This is a genomic window from Pseudolysinimonas sp. (assembly GCF_057350545.1).
The window spans coordinates 19,249-38,139 of record NZ_JBMRCP010000050.1 but is presented as its reverse complement, the minus strand read 5'-3'; the positions used below and the strand labels follow the sequence as shown (position 1 = coordinate 38,139).

The window sequence follows — 18,891 nt, the reverse complement described above, 5'->3', positions numbered from 1 at the left end:
GTCAGCCGGCCGACGACGTCTCGACGATGTCGATGAGGAAGACGAGCGTGTACGGCTGGAGCGGGTGGCCCTCCTGTGCGCCGTAGCCGAGCGCGGGCGGCATCGTCACGATCACCCGCGACCCCACCTTCTGCCCGATCAGCGCCTGCGAGAAGCCCTGCACGACACCCTGCACCGAGAAGGTCGCCGGCGTCTTGCTGTAGCTCTCGTCGAAGATCTCGCCCGTCTCCCAGGCGGTGCCGAGGTAGTTCACGGTGACCTCGTCGGCCGGTCCGACCACGGCGCCGTCACCCTCCTCGAGCACGGCGATCCGGAGGTCGGACACGGGGTCGGTCGCCGGCAGCGTGACGGTCGGCGCATCCTCCGTGCCCCCGACCTCCGGCAGGCCGGTCGTCCAGGCGGCGTCGCCCACGACATCCACGACCCACACGATCGAGTCGTCGGCGCCGAGCCCGAACTGCGAACCCGCCTCGCCGAAGCCCTCGTCGGCGGGGATCACGCTCACCACGCGGCTGCCGACGGCGAGGCAGCCGAGGGTCTTGGCGAAGCCCGGGTTGACGAAGTCGACGCTCGCGCGGAGATACTCGGCCGTCTCACCCTCGGCCCAGCCGAAGGCGTCGATGCGCTCACCGGTTGCGCCGTTGTAGAAGGCGTAGGCGATCTGGATGAGCGCGCCGGGCTCGGACTCGCCCGCGTCGATGAGGATGGCGCGCTCCGTCTCGTCGACGGCGAGCGGCCCCGTGAAGGTCACCTCCGGCTCGGAACCGAAGTCGCCTGCGACGTCGACGCTCTCGACGGCACCGCCCGTGGGCGTCTCGCACACCGCGGTCTCGGCGACCGGGTCCTGGCCCGAGTCGGTCGGGTCGGGCTCGGGCGCCCCCGCACAGCCCGCGAGCACGAGCGCTGACGCGAGGACGAGGGGCAGGACGAGAAGATTTCGGCGCACGGGGATTCCTTGTCGACCGCCGACTCAGGCCGGCGCGGATGTCGTGGCGAGGATGTCGACCACGTAGACCACCGTATCCGTCCCCGAGACGCCGGAACTGGGAGAGCCTGTGGAGCCGAATCCGTCGGCGGGAGGGACGACGATGACGACGCGCGAGCCCACGGTGCGCCCGAGGAGCGACGCGTCCACCCCGGGGAGCACCGTGAGGAGAGACCGGGGAGAGTCGCCCCAGGTCTCGTCGAACACCTCCCCGGTGCGCCAGTTGACGGCCTGCAGCTGCAGGAGGATCTCGTCGCCCGCGACGACGACCGCGCCCTCGCCCTCGAGCACGACCGCCGACTGCAGCGTCGACGGCGGGTCGACGTCGGGGATGCCGACCGTGGGGCGGCCGTCGGGAGCGAACCGGAGCCGTAGTTCGGGGAAGCCGGCCGGGAGCTCGGACGGGGTACCCGCCGCCTGGAGCGGAAGGATCGCGAGCACATCCACGACGAACACGACGTCGTCGCCCGGGCCGATCGAGAGTTCGGGCTGACCGGCGGTGCCGTAGGCCTCCTCCGACGGCACGACGCCCACGACGCGGCTGCCCGCCGGGGTGCAGCGGATCGTCGAGAGCAGCCCCGGCAGTGCGGCACCTTCCTGCAGCAGCACGCGGGCGTTCGCCGTGCCGGGACCCTGGTCACCGCTCGTCGCGTTGAGCATCGTGATCGTCACCTCGACGAGGTCGCCCTGCTGCGCGGTCTCTCCGGCGCCCTCGAGCAGCACGGTGCGCTCGACCCGATCGACCGAGAACGGGCCCTCGGCGGAGACCACCGGCGACGCGCCGAGTGCGCCGCTCACGCTCACGGCCTCGGACGCCGGGCCGGCGCTCGCGCAGACCTCGGCCGCGTCGGTCGGAGCGGGGGTCTCGAGGGTCGGCGGGGTGACGGCGCACCCGGCGAGCGCGAGCACGGCGAGCACCGCAGCGGACGGGGCGGCGAGGAGTCGGAGCACGATGATCCATCCTCCCCGACCGGTGCGCGGCGCAGCCGTAGGCTGCCGGTATGGGATTCAGCGTGCCGCCCGGGCTGCCGCCGTCGGCCGCCCTGCCGCTCGCCTCCGAGGAGGGGGCGCCGGCACCCGTGCCGCCTCGCCGACGACGGGTCTGGCCGGTGTTCGTCGGGCTGTCGGCGCTCGCGACCGCGGTGGCCGTCGCGGTCCCGATCGCGACCTGGACCCCCGCCGACACCCAGTACCTGCACGACACCTACGTCGCGTGGTCGCAACCCGTCTCCGACGAGGTCGCGGCGATCGCGCAGACGACGGGCATGAGCCGCGAGGGCGAGCTCGTCTACCGCGCGTCGCGGCCCTCCGTCGAGGACAGCGACGTCTTCAACGAGCACTGCGCGCTCGAGGGCGGCGCGGTGCTCGGCTGCTACGCCGCGGGCACGATCTACGTCTACGACGTGACGGACGAGCGCCTCGCCGGCACCGTCGAGGTCACCGCGGCGCACGAGATGCTGCACGCCGCCTACGAGCGGTTGAGCGATGAGGAGCGGGAGCTCGTCGACGCGCTCGTCACCGAGTACATCGCGACGATCGCCGACGACGACCCGATCTATCAGGACCTCGCGCTCTACGCCCCCGAGCAGCTCGCCGACGAATGGCACTCGCGGCTCGGCACCGAGTTCGCCGAACTCCCCTCGGGGCTCGAGGAGCACTACGCGCGCTGGTTCGACGACCGCGCGCTCGTCGTCGAACTCCACGTGCAGGCGAACGCCGCCTTCCGCGCGCTGCAAGACCAGATCGACGCTCTCGTCGTCGAGGTCGACGCGCTCGGGCCGGCGATCGACACCCGCATCGTCGCCTACGAGTCCGCCTCCGCGCAGTACGCCGCCGACGTCGCGTCGTTCAACACGCGGGCGGAGAACGGGTCGTTCACCTCCCAGGCGCAGTTCGACCGCGAACGCGGGGCCCTCGTCGCCCGGGGCGACGCGCTCGATGCCGAGGTGGCCGCGATCAACGCCCAGGTCGCGCACTACAACGACCTCGTCGCCCAGCTCACCGCCCTCGATGCCGACTACGCCGAGTTGTACAGCGCCCTCGATCCGACCGCCGACCCGGAGACCGTCAGCTCCTGATCGTCAGCCCGCGACCCGCGTGGTGGGCTCGTGACGCACCGGGAAGTTCACGCTCGACGCGATGAAACACAACCGGTTCGCCTCGGCGTGCAACGACTGCGCGAGCTCCGGGTCGCCCGCCCGGATCGTCACCACGGGACGCAGCACCACCTCGGTGAAGCGGCCCGCGCCGTCCGGGGTCGTCGTGAGCGTGCCCTCCGCGGCATCCTCGTACGCCGTCACGACGATCCCGTTCGCGACGGCGACGTAGAGGTAGCTCATGAGGTGGCAGCCGGCCAGGGCGGCGATGAGCTGCTCCTCGGGGTTCCAACGGTCGGCGTCGCCGTGGAACACGCGCGCCGCCGACGCCTGCAGATCGGGCTTGCCCGGCACCGAGACGACGTGGTCGCGCCCGTAGGCGCGCGTCGCCGACGTTCCGGAGCCGCGGTCGCCCGTCCAGACGAGGGAGGCCACGAAGCGGTGATCGGCGTTCATGGGCGGGGCTCCTCACACGGTGGGATGGGTCGGTGCGGTTCTAGAATCGGTGCATGACCGACACGCTCGCCCCCACCACGGTAGTTCCCACGGAACGCAGGGTGGTCACCGCGATCCCGGGCCCCCGCTCCGTGGAACTGCAGGAGCGGCGACGGGCGGTCGTCTCGGACGGCGTCTCCTCCGCCCTCCCGGTCTTCATCGAGAAGGCGCACGGCGCGATCCTCGTGGATGTCGACGGCAACGCCTTCCTCGACCTCGGTGCGGGCATCGGCGTGACGACGATCGGACACACCGACGACGCCGTGGTCGCCGCCGCTCGCGAGCAGCTGGGCGACGTCATCCACACGCTCTTCACGATCACCCCCTACGAGGAGTACGTCCGGGTCGCGGAGCTGCTGGCCGAGCACACCCCCGGCACGCACGCGAAGAAGACGGTGCTCGTGAACTCGGGGGCCGAGGCCGTCGAGAACGGCGTCAAGATCGCGCGCAAGTACACCGGCCGGTCGGGCATCGCGGTGCTCGAGCACGCGTACCACGGCCGCACGAACCTCACGATGGCGATGAACTTCAAGGCCATGCCGTACTCGGTGGGCTTCGGTCCGTTCGCCGGTGACGTCTACCGGGCCCCGAACTCGTACCCTCTGCACGACGGGCTGTCCGGCGCCGACGCCGCGGCCCGCACGATCTCCTACCTGGAGAAGACCGTCGGCGCGGCCGACCTCGCGTGCCTCGTCGTCGAGCCCATCCAGGGCGAGGGCGGCTTCGTCGTGCCGGCCTCCGGGTACCTCCCGGCGCTGCAGGAGTGGTGCACCGCGAACGGCATCGTGTTCATCGCCGACGAGATCCAGTCGGGCATGGCGCGCACCGGCCGCTACTTCGCCTCCGAGCACTTCGGGCTCGTGCCCGACATGGTGCTCTCGGCGAAGGGCATCGCGGGCGGTCTTCCGCTCGCCGGCGTCACGGGACGCGCCGAGATCATGGATGCCGCCCAGCCCGGCGGACTCGGCGGCACGTTCGGCGGCAACCCCGTCGCGTGCGCGGCGGCCGTGGCCGTGTTCGAACGTATCGAGCAGGACGGACTCCTCGCCGAGGCCGACCGCATCGAGCGCGTGCTGCGTCCGGGACTCGAGGCGCTCCAGGCGAAGCACCCGGTCATCGCCGAGGTGCGCGGCATCGGCGCGATGATCGCCATCGAGCTGGCCGACCCCGACACGCACGCGCCGCGCGCCGACATCGTGAACGCCGTCGCCGCCGCCGCGGCGCAACAGGGCCTGCTCGTGCTCACCGCGGGCACCTACGGCAACGTGCTGCGCTTCCTGCCGAGCCTCGCCATCACCGACGCGCAGCTCGCCGACGCCCTCACGGTGCTCGAGGAGTGCTTCGCCGCCGTGTGACTGCACGGTTAAGTGCACAATGCCTCCGGACGACGCAGCAATGTGCAACTAACCCGACAAAACCCTACGGCTCGAGCACGACCTTGCCGCCGGCGTGGCCCGTCACGAGCTGCTCGTAGGCGGCACGGGCGTCCTCGAGGGGGTAGCTGCGCGCGACGTCGACGTGGATGCGGTCGGTCGCGAGCAGTTCGGCGAGAGTGAGCCGGGCGGCATCCCGGATCGCGGTGCCCGGATCGGCGCCCGCTCCCCCGCCGATCGCCTTCCCACCCGCGGCGAGTACCGTGTCGAACTGCGCGTTCGCGATCGTGACGAGGCGCGCGGGATCGGCGAGCAGGTCGAGCGAGACGGCGACGGCTTCGTCGGTGCCCACGGTGTCGATTGCGGCATCCACCCCGCCGGGCGCGAGGGCGCGCACCCGATCGAGCAACCCCGCGCCGTAGACCACCGGCTCGACACCGAGCGCGCGGAGCCCGTCGTGGTTGCGCTCGGATGCCGTGCCGATCACGCGCGCGCCGCGGAGGAGGGCGAGTTGCGCGACGAGCCAGCCGACCGCCCCGCTCGCACTGTGCAGCAGCAGCGTCTCGCCCTCACCGACCGCGACGGACTCGAGGGCGTGCACCGCCGTCGTGCCGTTGGCGAGCAGGCCCGACGCCTCGGCGAACGACGCTCCCGCCGGCTTGCGGAGCAGCAGGCTCGCCTTCACGGTGAGTTCCGACGCCTGCGCGCCGCGCAGCTTGGTGCCGAAGACCTCGTCGCCGACCGCCAGCGGCTCGCCCTCGAGCCCGACGGCCTCCTCACCGACAGCCGTGACGACGCCCGCCGCCTCGCTGCCGAGCCGGACGGGGAGCTTCGCGGGGTCGGAGCCCGCGGCGCCCTCGGCCTGCTTCGCGTCCCAGCGGTTGAGTGCCGCAGCGCGCACCGCGATCGTCACCTCGCCGGGTCCGGGCGCACGCGACTCCACGTCGATCACGGAGATGACCTCGGTTCCGCCGTAGGCGGTCGCCGCGACTGCACGCACCATGCTGTGATTCAACCCGAACGGCACGGGAGATGCTGGGAGATGCCCTCAGAGCCCCGGTCAGCCCCGCGCGTCAGCCCCGCGCGAGTCGTTTCTCGCGGGCGGCGCGAGCGAGCTGCGAGCCGATCACGAGCACGATCGCGAGGATGAAGACCGCACTCGCGACGACGTTCGCCTCCGCAGGCATGCCGCGCGCGGCCGCCGTGTACACGTAGAGCGGGAACGTCTCGGCGGCACCGGCGTTGAAGTTCGTGATGATGTAGTCGTCGAACGACAGCGCGAACGACAGCAGCGCCGCGGCGACGATGCCCGGCAGCAGGAGCGGGAACGTCACCCGCCACCACACCTGGGCGGGACTCGCGTAGAGGTCGCGGCCCGCCTCCTCGATCGCCGGGTCGAGGCTCGAGACACGGGCCCGCACGGTGACGACGACGAAGCTGATGCAGAACAGCACGTGGGCCAGGATGATCGTGCCGATGCCCTTCGGGATGCCCGCCGCGAGGAACTGCGCCGCGAGGCCCGCACCCATGACGACCTCGGGTGTCGCCATCGGCAGGAAGATGAGCAGCGTCGCGGCGGACCGGAAGCGGAAGCGGTACCGCACGAGCGCGATCGCGATCGCCGTGCCGAGCACCGTGGCTCCGACCGTCGCGACCGCGCCGACGAGGATGCTCGAACCGAAGGCGGCGCACACCGCGCCGTTCTCGACGACGCACACCGACGTCCAGTTGTCGAGCGTGAACCCGCGCCAGACGATGTTCGACTTCACGGTGTCGTTGAACGAGAAGACGATCGTGTAGACGATGGGCGTCAGCAGCAGCACGAAGGCGAGCACCGCGTAGATGGTGAGGCCGACCGACCCCACGCCGAACCGCACGCCGCGCATCAGACGAGATCCTTCGTGCCGGCGCGGCGCACGTACAAACCGACGAGCAGCAGGATGACGGCCATGAGCGTGATCGAGAGCGCGGCGGCCGTGGGATAGGCCTGCACGTCGAGGAACCAGGTCTCGATGACGTTGCCGACCATGGAGGTCTCGGACGAGCCGAGGAAGTCGGAGCTCGCATTGATGTAGTCGCCCGACGCGGGGATGAAGGTCAGCAGCGTGCCGGACACGACACCCGGCATCGACAGCGGCAGCGTGACGCGGAAGAACGTCGTGATCGGGCTCGCGTAGAGATCACCGCCGGCCTCGACGTAACGCAGGTCGAGTCGCTCGAGCGAGGTGTAGATCGGGAGCGTCATGAACGGGATGAAGTTGTAGGCGAGGCCGAAGATCACCGCGAACGGGGTTCCGGTGATCCGCGCGTCGTCGGGGAGGATCGTGAGCGACTGCAGCACGGTCACGACGGGGCCGTTGTCGGAGAGGATCTGCTTCCAGGCGAACGTGCGCAGCAGGAAGCTGATGAAGAACGGCGCGATGACGAGCACGAGCAGCAGAGCCTGGAGCAGCTTGAACCGTCGCAGCTTGACGCCGATGAAGTAGGCGAGCGGGTAGCCGATGAGGAGCGCGATCGCCGTCGCCGCGAGGGCGTAGAGGAACGAGCGCACGATCTGCGGCCAGAACTGCGTGATCGCCTCGGTGTAGTTCTCCCAGCGGAACGCGTTGACGTACATCCCGGGCGAGCCGAAGCCCATCGGATCGGGTGCCTGGAAGCTCGTGATGACGAGTGACACGAACGGCACGACGAAGAACAGCGCGAGGTAGGCGAAACCGGGCAGCAGGAGCACGAGCGCGACGGGGCTCCTCCGGGTCGGCGCGACGTCGACGTCGACCGCACCGGGGGCGGCCCCGAAGGCACCGAACGCCATCAGGCGTCCTCGAGCTCGGCCTCGATGCGCTTGCGCTGCGCGATGGCGATCGCCTGCGTGTCGTCGTCCGGGTCGAAACGCGGCTCGTCGGCCGGTTCGTCGGCGAGACCGAAACCGTGATCGACCGACCAGGTCACCCACACCTCAGCGCCGTCGGACACGGCCGGCCCGCTCGCCAGGTTCTGCGCGAACACCGTGATCGAGCCGAGGCCCGGAACGCCGACGAGATACTGCGTGCTGACTCCGCTGAACGAGACGTCGTGCACGCGACCGGGGCCGAGCACGTTCACGCCCGCCTCCGGCGCCGGCTCGGTCGTGTGCAGGCGCAGCTTCTCGGGGCGGACGCCGATCGTCACATCGCCCGCATGCCGCTGCGCACGGTCGCGCGGCACCGCGACCCTGCGGCCCGCGACGTCGACGACGATCGTGTCGCCCTTCGACGAGACCACCGGACCCGTGAAGAGGTTGGACTGGCCGAGGAAGTTCGCCACGAACGCCGTGCGCGGGAGCTCGTAGAGCTCCGCGGGTGCGCCGAGCTGCTCGATCCGACCCTTGTTCATCACCGCGATCGTGTCGGCCATCGTCATGGCCTCCTCCTGGTCGTGCGTGACGTGGAGGAACGTGATGCCGACCTCGGTCTGGATGTCCTTGAGCTCGACCTGCATCTGACGACGCAGCTTCAGATCGAGCGCACCGAGCGGCTCGTCGAGCAGCAGCAGCGCCGGACGGTTCACGACCGCGCGCGCGAGCGCGACGCGCTGTTGCTGACCACCGGAGAGCTGCGCGGGCTTGCGGGCCGCGACGTGCTCGAGCTCGACCATCCGCAGCGCTTCGCGGGCACGCGCGAGGGCATCCTTCGCCCCCTGCCGCCGCAGGCCGAACGCGACGTTCTCGAGGATCGTCATGTGCGGGAACAGCGCGTAGCTCTGGAACACCGTGTTGACCGGCCGCTTGTGAGGCGGCATGCGCGTGATGTCCTTGTCGCCGAGGAGCACGCGGCCCTGCGTCGGCGACTCGAGGCCCGCGACGATGCGCAGGGTCGTCGTCTTGCCGCACCCCGACGGTCCGAGCAGGGCGAAGAACGAACCCGCGGGGATCGTGAGATTCAACTCCTGCAGCGCCGTGAAGCCGGGGAACCGCTTGCTGACGCTGTCGAGCTCGAGGTCGGCTCCCGACGGAGCCGTCCCCGCGCTCACGTCAGGCACCCACGAGAACGGACTGGAACGCCGTGCTGAACGACTGCTCCTCGGCGCCCGAGAGCGGCCGGAACGTCTTCACCTGGGAGAGGGTCTCCTCGTTGGGGAAGATGAGCTGGTTCTCGGCGGCTTCGGGGTCGATCGCGACCGCCGCTTCGCGCGCGCCGACGACCGGCGTGATGTAGTTCACCCAGAGGGCGACCTCCGCCGCGACCTCGGGCTCGTAGTAGTAGTCGATGAGGGTCTCGGCGTTCTTCTTGCGCGGCGAGCCGATCGGGATCTGCAGGTTGTCGTTCCACAGCGTGCCGCCGGACTCCGGGATCGCGAACTCGAAGAGGTCGCTGCCGAGCTCGCCGTTGACGAGCGTCACGTCGCCCGACCAGACGATGCCGGCCACGGCGTCGCCGTTGATCAGGTCTTGCGTGTACGAGTTGCCCCGCACCGCGCCGATCTGACCGCTCGTGACCTTCTCGCGGAAGATGTCGAGAGCGTTGTTGAAGTCGTCCTCGTCGAAGTCGCCCGAGATGTCGACGCCCTGGTCGAGCAGGATGAGGCCCATCGTGTCGCGCATCTCGCTGAGCACGACGATGCGGCCGGCGAGCTCCGGCGCCCAGAGGTCTTCGAGGGTGCGCAGACCGTTCGGCAGCGCCTCCTTGTTCCAGCACAGGCCGGCGAACCCGCCCTGCCACGGCAGCGAGAACTTGCGACCCGGGTCGAAGCCGACGTTCAGCAGATCGGGGAAGAGGTTCGCCTTGTTCGGGATGTTGGCGTCGTCGAGTTCCTGCACGAAGCCGAGGCCGATGAGGCGGCCCGCCATCCAGTCGGTGAGCGTGATGAGGTCGGCACCGATGTCTTGGCCGAGGGCGAGCTGGTCGCGCACGGTCGCGAAGTACTCGTTGTTGTCGTTGATGTCGACCTTGTAGTCGACCGCGATGCCGGTGCGCTCGCTGAACGCCTCGAGCGTCGGGTAGCCGCCGGCCTCGTCTTCGTCCATGTAGCCGGGCCAGTTCGCCCAGGTGACGTTCTTGTCGGAATCCGACTGGTCGGTGGCCGGGCCCGGCGCACCGGACGTGCCGGGCGCACAGGCGGCCAGCGCGAGGGCGGTGGCACCGCCGACGCCGCCGGCGAGCACCGCTCGACGGGAGACCTGCGAGGCGCGAGCCTGCTGGACGAGGCGACGGATCAGCGGATCCTCGGGGAGCGTGCGGGTCATGGGGTCTCCTTCCGGCTGACCCCGATCCTGGCACAGCGACGACCCCTGACGGAACTATTCGCCGGTTCCGTCACACAGATTTTACGTTTTCCGCTGTCATTCGGCCCGTCAACTGCGGATTCGATAGCAATGCGGCATCACCGCCGCGTCATCCGTCGGTGGCGACGTCGAGCACCGCGCGGCGAACCCGTCCCTGCTCGACGAGCCAGACCTCGCCGTCGCGGAGTGGTGGCGGCATCCCCCGCGACCGCGTGAGCGTGCGCAGCTCCGCGGGAGAGCACCCGTGGATCACGAGCGGGAGCTCTCGTCGTGCTCGGGCGAGCTCCGCCCAGTCTGCCTGCCAGGCGTCGGGGTCGCCGAGCACGACCGTGCGTCCCGGATCGACGGTCGGGCCGTCATCGGGGACGCCGAGCACGCGCACCCGCACGCGGTCTCGGTTCCAGAGGTCGACGAGCTCCCCCGGCCGCGCGGCGACGATCGCGAGTTCACCGCGGGCAGGGACCCGGGCGACGGCGGGTGGAGGCACGGCGAGCTCGCACCGCACGGTGTCCGGGGGCAGCGCCACCTGGACGGCGGCACCCTCCCAGGATCCGGCACCCGGCGACGCGTGGGGATCGAACAGTGCGCCGTCGCCTCCCGCGAGCACGTGCTCGTCGCGACCGCCGAGGCGCAGGAGGAGTCGCGACCCGAAGAGGGGCGCGAGCGCGTGCACGGGTGCCGCGAGGCGGCGGACGGCGGCGGCGACGCGGATGCCGCGGGCCGGGGCTTCGCGCAGGAGCCGGGCGAAGAGCTCGGCGAGTTCGACGGCGTGGTCGGAGCCGCACCGCGTGAGCGTCAGGTCGAGGTCGTCGGCGAGCAGGACGGCGCCGTCGGGGAGAGCGCCGGCCTCGGTGAGCACGGCCCACAGCCCGACCGGATCGGCCGGGAGCCACCGCGCCGCCTCACCCGCGCCCGCAGCGAGCGACGCGAGCGCGGTCGTGCGACCCGCCCCCGTCGCCCCGAGCACGAGGAGGTGCCCGTCGCGGGCGCGCAGCGCAGCCGTCGGCTGCCGCTGCTCCGCGGGGAGGTCGAGGAGCCCGAACGGGATGCCCTCCCCCGCCGGCGGGAGTGCGTCGTGCGGCACGACAGCGGGCAGCGGGTCGCACCACGGGCGCGGAGCGCCACCCGCGGGGGTCGCGGCGGCGAGGCGTGCGACGTCGGCGCCATCCGCGAGAGCGATCTGCACCGTGCGACGCACGCCCGAGCCGTCGACGACGACCGCCCTGCCCTTGGGCGAGGCCGGAAGTCGGGCCGCGGCATCGTCGCCGAGGAGCCCGAGGCTGTCGCCCCGGTCGGCGACGCGAAGGGCGACGCGCACCGCGATGTTGGCGAGCACCGCATCCCGCACGACACCGGCAGGCCTCTGCGTGCACAGCACCAGGTGCACCCCCAGCGATCGCCCGCGCGCGGCGAGGTCGGCGAACAAGGTGTGCAGGTCGGCACGCTCGGCGAGCAGTGCGGCGAACTCGTCGACCACGACCACGAGTCGCGCGAGGACGCCCGGTGCCAGCTCGTCGATCGCGCGGACGCCGGCCGCGGCGAGCACGCGCTCGCGGCGCAGCACCTCGGCGCGCAGGGACTCGATCGCCCGGCGGGCGAGACGCTCGTCGAGATCGCTGAGGGTGCCGAGCACGTGCGGAAGGCCGTCGAGTGAGGCGAACGCGGCCCCGCCTTTGAAATCGACGAGTACGAACGAGACGTCGGCGGGAGAACGCCCCGACGCCATGCCGAGCACCCACGAGACGAGCAGTTCGCTCTTGCCCGACCCGGTCGTGCCCGCCACGACCGCGTGCGGCCCGTCGGCGACGAGATCGAGGATGAATGCGCCCCTGCCGTCGACGCCGAGCGGCGCCGAGAGCCCGGTGCGCGGGAGCCCGGTGTCGGCGAGGAGGGTCGACAGCGCGACCGACGGAGGAAGCTCGCCGCCCGGCGCGGAGAGCCCCGCCGAACGGGCCGCCTCGGTCAGCGAGGACGCGACACGATGGGCGGCGACTCGCGTCGTCGCGTCGGAACGAAGCGCCTCGAGGGGAGATGCTCCCGGCTCGGGTGGCGACGCCCACGTGATCGACAGCTCGCGATCAGCGACCCTCCAGCGGTAGGCGCCGGACGGGCCGGAGTCGACGGCATGCGGAAGGGAGCACGTCCAGCGCTCGTCGACGGGCGCCACGAGCGTCGCCTCCCCGGGAGAGAGCCGCGCCGCGAGCCGCAGCGCGAGCGTGCGCGCCGCGGCGGCCGACGCGACCCGCGGACCCGCGACCGCGAAGGATCCGGCTGCGGGGCGGAGCACCGGCGCCCCGGGCAGGAGGGCGACCTCGCGCCGCAGCTCGACGAGCGCGGGGGCGACGTCGGCGCGATCGATGCCCGCGAGCTCGACCCCGCTCGGGACGTCGCCGCGTGTCACCGCGAACACCGTCGCCTCACCGCGCCCCCAGGCCGGCTCGAAGGACACGAATGACCGTCGACGCGCGAGCTCCGCAGCGCACGCCCTGAGCGCCAGGTCGCGCGCGGCCGACAGCTCCCCCTGGAAGCGTGCGATGGACTCGCGACGCGCCCGTCGCCGCTGCCGCCGCCCGTCGGCGAAGGTCGCGACGGCGATGACCGGGCCGAGCCCCGCCATCAGCAACATGAACGGAGAGCCGGTGACCGTGAAGAGCGCCACCGAGACGACCACCGGCGCGATCGTCGCGACCACGGGGAAGGCGGTGCGAGGCGGTTCACCCGCGGCGACGGGGCCCGGGATGCGGACGGCCGGCGAATCGATCACGAGGACAGCGTTGTCGACGACATCCTTCGGCGACCTGCGCCGACCGCGATCGGTGGATGGCTGCCGCGCGGGCGCTGCGGGGAGGGATCAGCTGACGACGAAGAACTGCTCGCCGATGTCGACGCGCGTGCCCCGGGCCACGAAGTAGCGTCGACCGGGCTCGCAGCGCTTCGGCTCGAGGTCGGGTTGCCGCACGGTCGATCCGTTCGTCGAATAGCGATCGCTCACCCAGAACCGGCCGCTGTCCTGACCGAACTCGAGGTGCGTCTTCGACACCGACTTGCCGGCGTCGAAGATGGTCACGAGCTGGTCGACGAACTCCCCCGGCTGGGCGGCCGGGTTGCGACCGACGAGGCCGGCGCCCGACACCGTGACGCTCTCGCCGGTGCTGAACTGCAGCACGAAGCGCTCCTCGGGAAGTGCCCCGGCGACGATGCGCGTCGCCTCGAGATCGATCGTGGCGCCACGCGAGTCCTTCCCCCACGGGAACGGATCGGGGACCTCCCGGAGCGGCTTCTTGGGCGCGGGTGCGCCGCCGAAGAGCGCGTCGCGCGGCGGGACCGCGATCTGCCCCGTCTGAGGTTCAGGATCGGGTTCGGGCGCGGGTTCGGGTTCGGGTTCGGGGGCGGGCTCGGGTTCGGGTTCGGGTTCCGGTTCCGGTTCCGGTTCCGGTTCCGGTTCGAGGATGGCTTGGGCCTCGGGTTCCGCCTCGGGTTCCGGCTCCGGCTCCGGCTCCGAGATGGGCTCCGGCTCCGGGATGGCCTCCGCCTCGGGCTCGGGCTCGGGCTCCGGCTCCGGCTCGGGCTCGGGCTCCGGCTCGGGCTCCGGCTCGGGCTTCGCGCTGATCTCGCCCTCGGAGACCGACTTCCGAACCGGGGCGGCGTCGGAGAGGTCGGGGGCGAAGGCGGACAGCGGTGGGCGCGGCTCCGACACGCTCAGCACGAAGCCGCACTCGCCGCAGAAGACATCGTCCTCATCGACCGGCTCCTCGCACTGAGGGCAGGTGTACTCGCTCTCCTTCGCGGACGCGATGACCGGGAGCGACGGCGGCGTCGGGTCGGGCTCGGAGCTGAACTGGAGCGACGTCGCCGTCGCCGGGATCGGCACCCGCGGGCGCGGTGCGAAGGCGGGGACATCGACGGGTCGACCGCACTCGCCGCAGAACAGAGCGCCCTCGGGGAGGGCGGTTCCGCAGGCTTTGCAGTTCATCGTTCCCTCCTTTCGCGCCGCAGCAGACTCCGAACACTATAGGCACCGAGGGATCGGAGGGAGATCAGAGCTCGAAGTCGCTGCCGCCGGGTGAGCCCCAGATCGAGGGACGCGCGGAGGTCGGCGACGGCATCCCAGACACGGTCGGCGTCGACCTCGTCGGCGCTCTCCGGAGCGAAGACCGCGCGGTCGGCGACGGCAGCGAGAACGCGCGACGGGAGCCCGCCGGCGACGGCCGCGAGCTCCGAGCGGGTGGCCGCGGGCGGTGCGTCGTAGCCGTGGTCGATCACGGCGTCGGCGAACTCGTCCCACCCACCGCGGATGCGTTGCACGACCGTGGACGCCGTACGCCGCAGACGTCGGCGGCGGGCCTTGGCCACGACGATGAGCAGGAAAGGCGCGAGCACGATCGCGAGCACGATCAGGCTGATGCCGACGGCGCGCGCGACCGCGAGCAGCACGACGAGCAGCGGGTCGAGCACGTCCGGATCCTCCTGCGTGCTGTCGGGCGCGTTCTGCTCGGCCTGCGGGTCGGGACGGTCCGGCGGCGGCGGGACGATCGACGGCGGGCGCGCGACCTGGCTGTCCTCCTCGGGCTCCTCCTCCGGGATCGGGCGCTCCTCGGGTACCGGATCGATGGCGACCCAGCCGTATTGCGCGGTGTCGACCTCGATCCAGGCCGTGACGTCGTCGCCGCGCACGACACCCTCGTCGGGCGCGAAGCCGAAGACGACGCGCGCGGGGAAACCGAGCTGACGTGCCATGAGCGCCGCGGCGACCGCATACTGCTCCGCATCGCCGATCATGCGCGACGCGGTGACGAGCTCGACGAGACGATCGGCGGCGTGACCGGAGCGGCTCGGCGGCTCGTCCTCGTCGAGCCCGTGGCTGATGTAGCCGTCGGTGCGCAGCGCCTCGAGCATCGCGGCCAGCCGGGCTCCCGGATCGGTGAGCGCGCGCACGCGTTCCTCGAGGTAGAGGGCGAGCTCCTCCGGCAGTTCCGCGATCCGCGGCACCTCCGCGCTCCCCGGCGTGACGTCGGAGAGCTGGGATGCCGTGGGCTGGTCGGGAAGCACGGCCTCGAGTCGGTACGTGTCACCTGCGGCGAGGCCGCCCAGCACCGCGGCAGTGCCGCTCGTGTCGTTGTAATAGAAGGCGTCGGTGAGTGTCACGGGCCGCGAGCCCGAGAAGGCGATCGACTCGAAGGCCCCGACGGTCGGCACCCAGACGCCGGAGTACCCGACGACTTCGACGTCGACCGCCACCGGGTCGCCCTCGACCTCCGACTGATCGACGGACTGCGGGATGCGCACGAACGTTCCCGAGGCGCTGTCGATCGTCGCACTGCCGACGGCGTAGACGACGCCGTCGTAGCTGTCGAGCGTCGCGATCCGCAGCCGCGCGTCGTCGGGGAGCCCCTCGACGCGGAGCAGGACGGCGTCGACACGATCGTCGCGCAGGTAGCGGCGGAAGCCCGCGAGCGGGCTCGCGTAGTCGCGCGGGTCGAACGGTTGCACGACGGCCGTCCGCAGCACGTCGCGCTCGCCCGTCACCGGCAGCGCGGCCGACACGGCGATCGAGGAGGCCCCCGCGACGGCGAGGATCAGTCCGCCCGCGACGATCGTGCGGATGCCGAGCACGGCATCGCCTGCGGTCTCGAGCGGGCGACCGTCGGCGTCGGGCGTCGAGCGGGCGAGGGTCGAGATCGCCGCGCGACGCCGACGCCAGCGCTGCAACACGAGGAAGACGAGCACGGCGGCCAGGAGTCCGAGGGCGAGCGGGATGGGCCAGAGCGCCTCGTCGGGTCCGAACGCGATCGCGACGAGGAAGACGACGATCGGAGGAATGACGGAGAGTTCGGGGAATCGCGCGCGCGTCGCGATCGTGACGGAGACGAGGGTCGACGCGTAGAGCAGCACGAACGCCGGCACGAGCAGCGCTTGGTAGTCGCCGACCGGGAGGGTGATCGTGAGCAATTGCTTCCAGCCGAACACGATCGCTCCGGCGAGGTCGACCACGCCCTCCCAGCTCGGCAGCACCCCGGCGATCGCGCGGGCCGGGATGGCGAGCGGCACCCCGGCGACGAACAGGACGACCACGGCAGCGAGCAACACGACGAACGACGGCCAGCGGAAGCGCGCCCCCAGGAGCGCCACGAGCGTGCCCGAGAGCACCGCGCCGACGGCCATCACGACGAAGGAGCTGTCGCGGTAGACGGGCCAGAACGTCGCGGCGGCGATGCCGGTCATCGTCCAGATCAGGACGACATCGAGGATCGTGCCGCGGACCGTGCGCGGGGGCCTCACGCGACGGCCGCCGTTCGGGCGAGCGCGACGCGCAGGTCTTCGAGGTAGCCGATCGTGAGCACGCTGAGCCCCGCGACGCGACGGAATCCGGGAACCGCGTCGGGGTCGCAGACGATCGCGACGACGCCGACGTCGACGGGGAACGAGTGCGAGGCCGCGCGCAACTCGGACGGCGTCGCGAGCGACCCGCAGACGAGGAACGCGACGGAGATGCCGACGTTGTCCTCGGCGGCGATGCGTCCCACGTCGCGGATACCGAGGGCCGCGCTCGCGACCTCGACGACCGCGAGATCGTCGAGCAGGCGGGCGGGTACGTGCGTCGCGAGGGGACGCACGGCGTAGGTCTTGCGCTTGGCGAACTCGGGCGTGATCGTGCTGACGACGACGGAGACGGTGCGACCGTCGCGGATCGCACGCACACCGAGCGACCCGGCGACGCTCACCGCGAGCTCGAACTCCTCCTCGCTCGCGTAGTCCGACGTGGCGAGCGACAGCGCGACGACGAGGTGGCTGCGGCGGGTCTGCTCGAACTGCCGCACCATGTAGGTGCCCGTCTTCGCGGTCGACTTCCAGTGGATGTAGCGACGCTCATCACCCGCCTGGTATTCGCGCAGGGCGTGGAACGCGACGTCGCTCGAGGTGAGGTCGCGCGTCGGCGAGCCCTCGAGGTCGCGGATCAGACCGGTCGACGTCGACGGGATGCCGACAGTGCGCGGGTGCACGACCAGTTCTTCGGTCTCGGTCCAGACGAGTTCGCGACGGACGAGGCCGATCGGGTCGGCGCGCACCGTGCGAACGGGTCCGATCGGGATGACTCCGCGGCGCAGGGTCGGGACGGCGAACTCGTTCGTGAACGAGGCGCCGGCCCTGAGGCTCGGCATCGCGAGCTCGGCGAGGCCGACGCCGACCGGGATCTCGACCTTCACCCCGAGAACCCGACGCCCCGTCGGGTTGCGCAGCGTGACGGCCCCGCGGGCGGGGTCGCCGACGACGACTCGACGGTGCGGGAGGTCGAGACCCACACGGAACGGCGAGCGGCCGATGAGGTAGAGCGCCGCGATCACCGCGAGCACGATCCCGGCCCAGCCGACGGCGACGAGCTCCATCCAGCCCAGGGTGTAGCCCGCGAGCAACGCCGCCGGGATCACCCCCAGCATGACCCAGCCGAGCGGCGTGACGACCGCCGCGACGCGACTTCCGACGCGGGCCGTCGTCTCCCCCGCGACGGCGAGGAACCGTACGACGGCGACCACGGCGTCCGCGAGCACACCGGTACGCGCACCCACGATGCGGGTGCGCGTGTTGGCGAGGCCGGCGGTGCCGGACTGCGTGAGCGGATCCGCGCGCGTCGCCGTCGTGATCCGCGGACCACGACGGCTGCGCGACGCGCGGCTCTGCCGCTTGGGACGGGGTGCGCTCACACGGCCTGCCGGTCGCTCGGCGGCGCGGTCTCGAGCAGGAGCTGGCCGATGATGCCCGACGTCGTGACGCCGTCGAACTCGGCCTCCGGGTCGAGCATGAGGCGGTGCGCGAGCACGGGCTCCGCGAGCGACTTCACGTCGTCGGGGATGACGTAGTGCCGTCCGCTCGCGGCCGCGAGGGTCTTCGCGCTGCGGATGAGGGCGAGAGCGCCGCGCACGCTCACTCCGAGGCGCACCTCGGTCGCCGTGCGCGTGGCTTCCACGAGCCGCGACACGTAGTCGTTGACGCTCGGGTCGACATGCACCTGCCGGGCGAGCGCGGCCATCTCGAGCACGGCATCCGCGGTCACGACGGGGCTGAGCGTCACCTCGTGCGCCTTGACGTCGGACCCCTCGAGGATGCGCAGGGTCGAGGCGTGGTCGGGATAGCCGATCGACGCCTTCAGCAGGAAACGGTCGAGCTGTGCTTCGGGGAGCCGGTAGGTGCCGGCCTGCTCGATCGGATTCTGGGTCGCGATGACCATGAACGGCGACGAGGCGGGATGCGTCTCGCCGTCGACCGTGACGCGACCCTCCTCCATCACCTCGAGGAGCGCCGCCTGCGTCTTCGGCGACGCGCGGTTGATCTCGTCGGCGAGCACGATGTTGGCGAAGATCGGCCCTCGGTGGAATTCGAAGGTCTGCGTCTTCTGGTCGTACACGCTCACGCCCGTGATGTCGCCGGGCAGGAGGTCGGGGGTGAACTGGATGCGGTTGTGGGTTCCGGCGACGCTCTGGGCGATCGCGCGCGCCATCGACGTCTTGCCGGTGCCCGGGAAGTCCTCGAGCAGCAGGTGACCCTCGCTGAACAGCGCGACGAGGCCGAGCCGGATGACGAAGGTCTTGCCCAGGAGCACCTGTTCGACGTTGGCGACGAGGCGCCCGAAGGTCTCCTGGAACGCGGAGGCCTGCTCGGGGGTCATGGTCATGCTCGGTGTCCTTC

15 protein-coding genes are annotated in these 18,891 nt (G+C 71.6%); 2 read left to right on the top strand and 13 right to left on the bottom strand.

Annotation, left to right across the window (positions count from 1 at the left end; all coding sequences use genetic code 11):
* Position 1 precedes the first annotated feature (1 nt).
* Both ACO1X9_RS07295 and ACO1X9_RS07290 read right to left on the bottom strand, forming a co-directional pair.
* On the bottom strand, positions 2-946 hold the full coding sequence (locus tag ACO1X9_RS07295; RefSeq protein ID WP_486350160.1) for an FKBP-type peptidyl-prolyl cis-trans isomerase: 945 nt from the start codon (positions 944-946) through the stop codon (positions 2-4).
* A gap of 24 nt (positions 947-970) precedes the next feature.
* A complete protein-coding gene (locus ACO1X9_RS07290; protein ID WP_486350159.1) occupies positions 971-1,936 on the bottom strand; it encodes an FKBP-type peptidyl-prolyl cis-trans isomerase in 966 nt (321 codons plus the stop codon).
* A 50-nt stretch (positions 1,937-1,986) separates the two neighbouring features.
* On the opposite strand from ACO1X9_RS07290, the gene ACO1X9_RS07285 reads away from it, so the two are divergent.
* Positions 1,987-3,063: a hypothetical protein gene (locus ACO1X9_RS07285; RefSeq protein ID WP_486350158.1), complete on the top strand. Its 1,077-nt coding sequence runs from the start codon at positions 1,987-1,989 to the stop codon at positions 3,061-3,063.
* 3 nt (positions 3,064-3,066) lie between these two features.
* Here ACO1X9_RS07285 and ACO1X9_RS07280 read toward each other — a convergent pair whose 3' ends face one another.
* On the bottom strand, positions 3,067-3,537 hold the full coding sequence (locus tag ACO1X9_RS07280; protein ID WP_486350157.1) for an OsmC family protein: 471 nt from the start codon (positions 3,535-3,537) through the stop codon (positions 3,067-3,069).
* A 53-nt stretch (positions 3,538-3,590) separates the two neighbouring features.
* Here ACO1X9_RS07280 and gabT point away from each other — a divergent pair, with 53 nt between their 5' ends.
* Entirely contained in the window at positions 3,591-4,931 is a 1,341-nt protein-coding gene (gabT, locus tag ACO1X9_RS07275; RefSeq protein WP_486350156.1) for a 4-aminobutyrate--2-oxoglutarate transaminase, read from the top strand.
* Between the two features lie 64 nt (positions 4,932-4,995).
* Here gabT and ACO1X9_RS07270 read toward each other — a convergent pair whose 3' ends face one another.
* From ACO1X9_RS07270 to ACO1X9_RS07225, 10 genes are all read right to left on the bottom strand, one after another.
* Entirely contained in the window at positions 4,996-5,952 is a 957-nt protein-coding gene (locus ACO1X9_RS07270) for an NADP-dependent oxidoreductase (RefSeq protein ID WP_486350155.1), read from the bottom strand.
* 70 nt (positions 5,953-6,022) lie between these two features.
* Positions 6,023-6,835, bottom strand: a complete 813-nt coding sequence (locus ACO1X9_RS07265) for an ABC transporter permease (RefSeq protein ID WP_486350154.1) — start codon at positions 6,833-6,835, stop codon at positions 6,023-6,025.
* On the bottom strand, positions 6,835-7,761 hold the full coding sequence (locus tag ACO1X9_RS07260; protein ID WP_486350153.1) for an ABC transporter permease: 927 nt from the start codon (positions 7,759-7,761) through the stop codon (positions 6,835-6,837). Before ACO1X9_RS07260 ends, ACO1X9_RS07265 begins: the two co-directional genes overlap by 1 nt.
* Entirely contained in the window at positions 7,761-8,957 is a 1,197-nt protein-coding gene (locus tag ACO1X9_RS07255; RefSeq protein ID WP_486350152.1) for an ABC transporter ATP-binding protein, read from the bottom strand. Before ACO1X9_RS07255 ends, ACO1X9_RS07260 begins: the two co-directional genes overlap by 1 nt.
* Position 8,958: 1 nt before the next feature.
* Entirely contained in the window at positions 8,959-10,170 is a 1,212-nt protein-coding gene (locus ACO1X9_RS07250) for an ABC transporter substrate-binding protein (RefSeq protein WP_486350151.1), read from the bottom strand.
* 148 nt (positions 10,171-10,318) lie between these two features.
* Positions 10,319-12,973: an FtsK/SpoIIIE domain-containing protein gene (locus ACO1X9_RS07245; RefSeq protein ID WP_486350150.1), complete on the bottom strand. Its 2,655-nt coding sequence runs from the start codon at positions 12,971-12,973 to the stop codon at positions 10,319-10,321.
* A gap of 87 nt (positions 12,974-13,060) precedes the next feature.
* Positions 13,061-14,182 (bottom strand): double zinc ribbon domain-containing protein, encoded by a 1,122-nt coding sequence (locus tag ACO1X9_RS07240; RefSeq protein ID WP_486350149.1) that lies wholly within the window; start codon positions 14,180-14,182, stop codon positions 13,061-13,063.
* Positions 14,179-16,488 (bottom strand): transglutaminase-like domain-containing protein, encoded by a 2,310-nt coding sequence (locus ACO1X9_RS07235; RefSeq protein WP_486350148.1) that lies wholly within the window; start codon positions 16,486-16,488, stop codon positions 14,179-14,181. The genes ACO1X9_RS07240 and ACO1X9_RS07235 overlap by 4 nt, the downstream gene beginning before the upstream one ends.
* Positions 16,485-17,909, bottom strand: coding sequence for a DUF58 domain-containing protein (locus ACO1X9_RS07230; RefSeq protein ID WP_486350147.1), 1,425 nt, complete (start codon positions 17,907-17,909; stop codon positions 16,485-16,487). Before ACO1X9_RS07230 ends, ACO1X9_RS07235 begins: the two co-directional genes overlap by 4 nt.
* The gene (locus tag ACO1X9_RS07225; protein WP_486350146.1) at positions 17,906-18,877 is read right to left on the bottom strand and encodes an AAA family ATPase; all 972 of its coding nucleotides are present in this window, start codon (positions 18,875-18,877) and stop codon (positions 17,906-17,908) included. The genes ACO1X9_RS07230 and ACO1X9_RS07225 overlap by 4 nt, the downstream gene beginning before the upstream one ends.
* Positions 18,878-18,891 lie beyond the last annotated feature (14 nt).